The organism is Fusibacter sp. (assembly GCF_057447755.1).
Map to the genome: position 1 here is coordinate 1 of NZ_JBVBZF010000370.1, position 3,319 is coordinate 3,319.

Genomic DNA, 3,319 nt, shown 5'->3' on the forward strand with positions numbered 1-3,319 from the left:
ATTGCCTTGAATCATTTTATTAAATCCACCAAAAACAAATTCCTCTTTAATTTGGCGAATATATTTTGGGTCACTCATAAGTCTCTTTACCGTAACGATAAGGCCTCCAATATCAAGCTGTTTAATTGCACCTTCATTACCTGCCAGCATATTCCCGCCTACCCATAATACATTGCTACCTGTAGCAATTACATTTGAATACATTACAATTTTTCTTGTTCTGATATTGTAGAGTTCTCTCGAAACAAGCTGTGATGCGTCATACATAAGTGTATGCAAAGTACTAATAAGTAAATTTATCAACTCTGCCAATTTGGCAGAGGTTCCAACTTTTATCAGGTCTCCCGTACTAATAAAGCTCGTCAATTTTTCAACATCGGTATTAGAAAGGATCAAGTTTGCGCCTGGTATTTGAATGCCACAAGGGGTATACAAATCAGTACCAATATGAATAAGTTGCTTTATCAATGCTGCAACAAATACAGAAGGCTCTTTGCTCGTTCTCTCTATCGCTTGTTGTAGCATCACTGATGTAGAACCATATGTAGCAATTCGAGGATCTTTAAAATCCGATGAATAAACTACATGATTTGTTGTCAACACAGGGATTCCAAGTGCACCAAGCGTTTTTACGCAGGTTATAGTGTTGGTCATTATATTGCCAGTTCCAAACAGCAAACCTAGAATTGGATCATGTCCTAGTGTAGCAAAGCGATGATTTGCACCCTTGAATAAGGATAATTTTTCCTCTGGTATCATTGAGCTTAAATCAAAATCCCAGAGTCGATTTTTTCCAATCATTTTTTGGAGAGATTCTTCCGTTAACGGTGCTGTAGCATCATAGGGTACACCCATCTTTGTTATGACATGTTCAAGAGATGCATAATAGGGTCTTTCTTTTACTGCTTCCCCCGATTTAAATTTCCCCAATAGTTTTTCTTGAAATTCATGAAGTTTAGTTTCGTTTCGATTGCCAGAGCCTGCAGTCTCTGTCTTTGTCAGTTCATTGAGAATTACGATCCGTGCCATTTGTAAACCAACTGCTACGAATAAGAATATTAGATCATTTCCACTTAATCCTGTCTGTAATTCAAATTCCTTATCCAAATCATCTAATATTCTACTTGAATTATGCGCCACCTCTGCTACTCGGCTCGATTCATCTACAATAACTTGCATATTATCTAGGGTTATATCAGAATTCTTTTTCAGTCTTGCTCTTTTCGCTTGTAACTCTTCTAATGTCATTGTTCTTCCCCCTTACACAGATTTCATATTCTTCAAATCAGCATATAATGCTTTTAATCCTAATACTTGCTCCAAATCTGCACATTTTTCTTCCAACTCTCTGATATAATTTTCATAATCACACATTAACTTTTCATATTCATCGCGCTCTTTTTCATAGTCTTTCTGTTGGTTTATAAAGGCCTCAGCTTGTTTTTTTAGTTTTCGCTCATATTCATTAGACGCCTCAGTGTATCCAGCCTTCATACCTTCAAATCGCCCTTTATTCTTATCTTGTATCCATCTTTCATAGAAGTTTTTTACAGCGATCCACCCTATTGCTTCTGTTAAACCAGCCGCTGTTGCAGTATTAATCACATTGCCTAGACCTGGAATCCAACCTACTAGGAATTGTGATACCGTTCTTCCAGCTACTGAAGCCCCTGCAGAAGCAATAATGCTCTTAGCACCTGCCTCAGTAATGTTCAAATCAAAAACTGAACCTAACCCAATAATCATCCCAATTTGAATTGGCACTATAACTGCATTATCAGATGCAGGGATTTGAGCCAAGCCTGCTCCTACACCGCCACAAGCTGCTGAAGCACCATGAATAATGCCATTGCACTTGTTTAACATCTCTTTCGGAATATCTAATTTCTTTACTTTTCCTGATGATTTAAAGCTTGATTGACCATGCTCTTCATCAATGTATATTAAATCAATCAAAATACATTTTAAGATTTTCATATCAAAGACATCTATTAATGTGAATTCTCCTATATCAGTATTATTCACATCTATGTACAAATTTCCATCAGCTACTCTCATTCCAAGAATATCTTTATATGCAAAATAAACTGCTTTTCCAATATATCTATAATAAAAGCCATCATTTGTAAAAAGGATTCCGGTCTTTGATGACCCAAAAAGTGTTGAATCATAGAAACCTATTACACTGTTTATTGGCAAATGGCTATCAAAATATTTTATTAATTTTTTCATTACATTTTCTGGTAGATTAGGTGCAAAATAGTGTTTACAAAGACTATTATCACGTCTTAGTGCCGTATCATGTTTCTCCAGTACTTCAACCATTTTCTGCATTTCCTCAGTCATCTTCATATCTGATTCCTCCTAAAAATAAGGTTTGTTGTCATATCAAGGCTTGCTGATTTCAAAAAATAAATATTGATGTGCTCTATAAAACGTTGCCATTCACTTCGTTTCCGATTTAAGAATTTCATTTAACTTCTCTAATTGATTTTCTGCTAAGTTAAGCTCATTTTCACGTGCTGAAATTTCATACTTTAGTTGCATTATAATCCCCTCGAGTTCCAGTTTCTTCGATTCTAACTCTTCTCTAAAAGCTACTGAATTCTTTTTTGAAAGCTTTGAAGAGGTTAGCCAAGACATCCCTAACAAGGCTGTAGTAAAAGACCCAGCGATTGAACCAATTGCATTTCCCACAACAGGTACCACTGATGCAATTCCTAGAGTAGTTGCGGCAACACCTGTTAAGAACATTTTATTTTTTTCTAAAAAGTCCTTTAAGGCTTTTTCATCAACCTTGCTTCCTTGACGTCCTGCACCTCTCTCAGCATCGAGCTTACCCTCTCTAATCCATCTTCTTACAGTTTCCTCGCTTACTGATAAGAGTTCTGCGATTTCTTTAACTGTGAAATAATTCATATCATCACATCCAAGCATAATTTATTTCTTTAAATATACCACGATTCATCGTGTATATCAAGAAATTAGTTGCATCAAGTCGTAAATAGTAGTATTAACGTTACATATATTTTGATTGCCAAAAGATATTTGAAATAAGATAACAGACTAAAACTAAAGATTTTATTAGTGTTGCAAAAGAAAACTGCTTTTATCATGCCTGTATGGCAATCCTAAAAGCAGTTTACTTGGTTAATTCTCTTTATTAGACAATCTGCACCATCTGATTAGACCGTCTCAGTACCTGCATAGGCATTTTTTCATCAAGCCTATAGCTGATGCTTATGGGCGATGAGCCTTCATGCTTAACGTAGCTTGCTAATCCAAGACAGGTGTATGTTTCTGTGGCACCAAAGGCATC

Annotated in this window: 3 protein-coding genes; all 3 read right to left on the bottom strand. The window is 35.9% G+C overall.

Annotation, left to right across the window (positions count from 1 at the left end):
• Positions 1 to 1,248, bottom strand: a 1,248-nt coding sequence (locus AC220I_RS20305) for a hypothetical protein (protein WP_486725690.1), incomplete at its 3' end; no start/stop codon positions are given.
• A gap of 12 nt (positions 1,249 to 1,260) precedes the next feature.
• Positions 1,261 to 2,352 carry a YcjF family protein gene (locus AC220I_RS20310; protein ID WP_486725691.1) on the bottom strand — a complete coding sequence of 364 codons (1,092 nt, stop codon included), beginning with the start codon at positions 2,350 to 2,352 and terminating at the stop codon, positions 1,261 to 1,263.
• Between the two features lie 93 nt (positions 2,353 to 2,445).
• Positions 2,446 to 2,919: a helix-turn-helix domain-containing protein gene (locus tag AC220I_RS20315; protein ID WP_486725692.1), complete on the bottom strand. Its 474-nt coding sequence runs from the start codon at positions 2,917 to 2,919 to the stop codon at positions 2,446 to 2,448.
• Positions 2,920 to 3,319: the final 400 nt, after the last annotated feature.

Excerpts from the sequence above, each read along its gene's own strand:
- AC220I_RS20315 (WP_486725692.1), bottom strand. The coding sequence starts at position 2,919 with ATGAATTATTTCACAGTTAAAGAAATCGCAGAACTCTTATCAGTAAGC.
- AC220I_RS20310 (WP_486725691.1), bottom strand. The coding sequence starts at position 2,352 with ATGAAGATGACTGAGGAAATGCAGAAAATGGTTGAAGTACTGGAGAAA.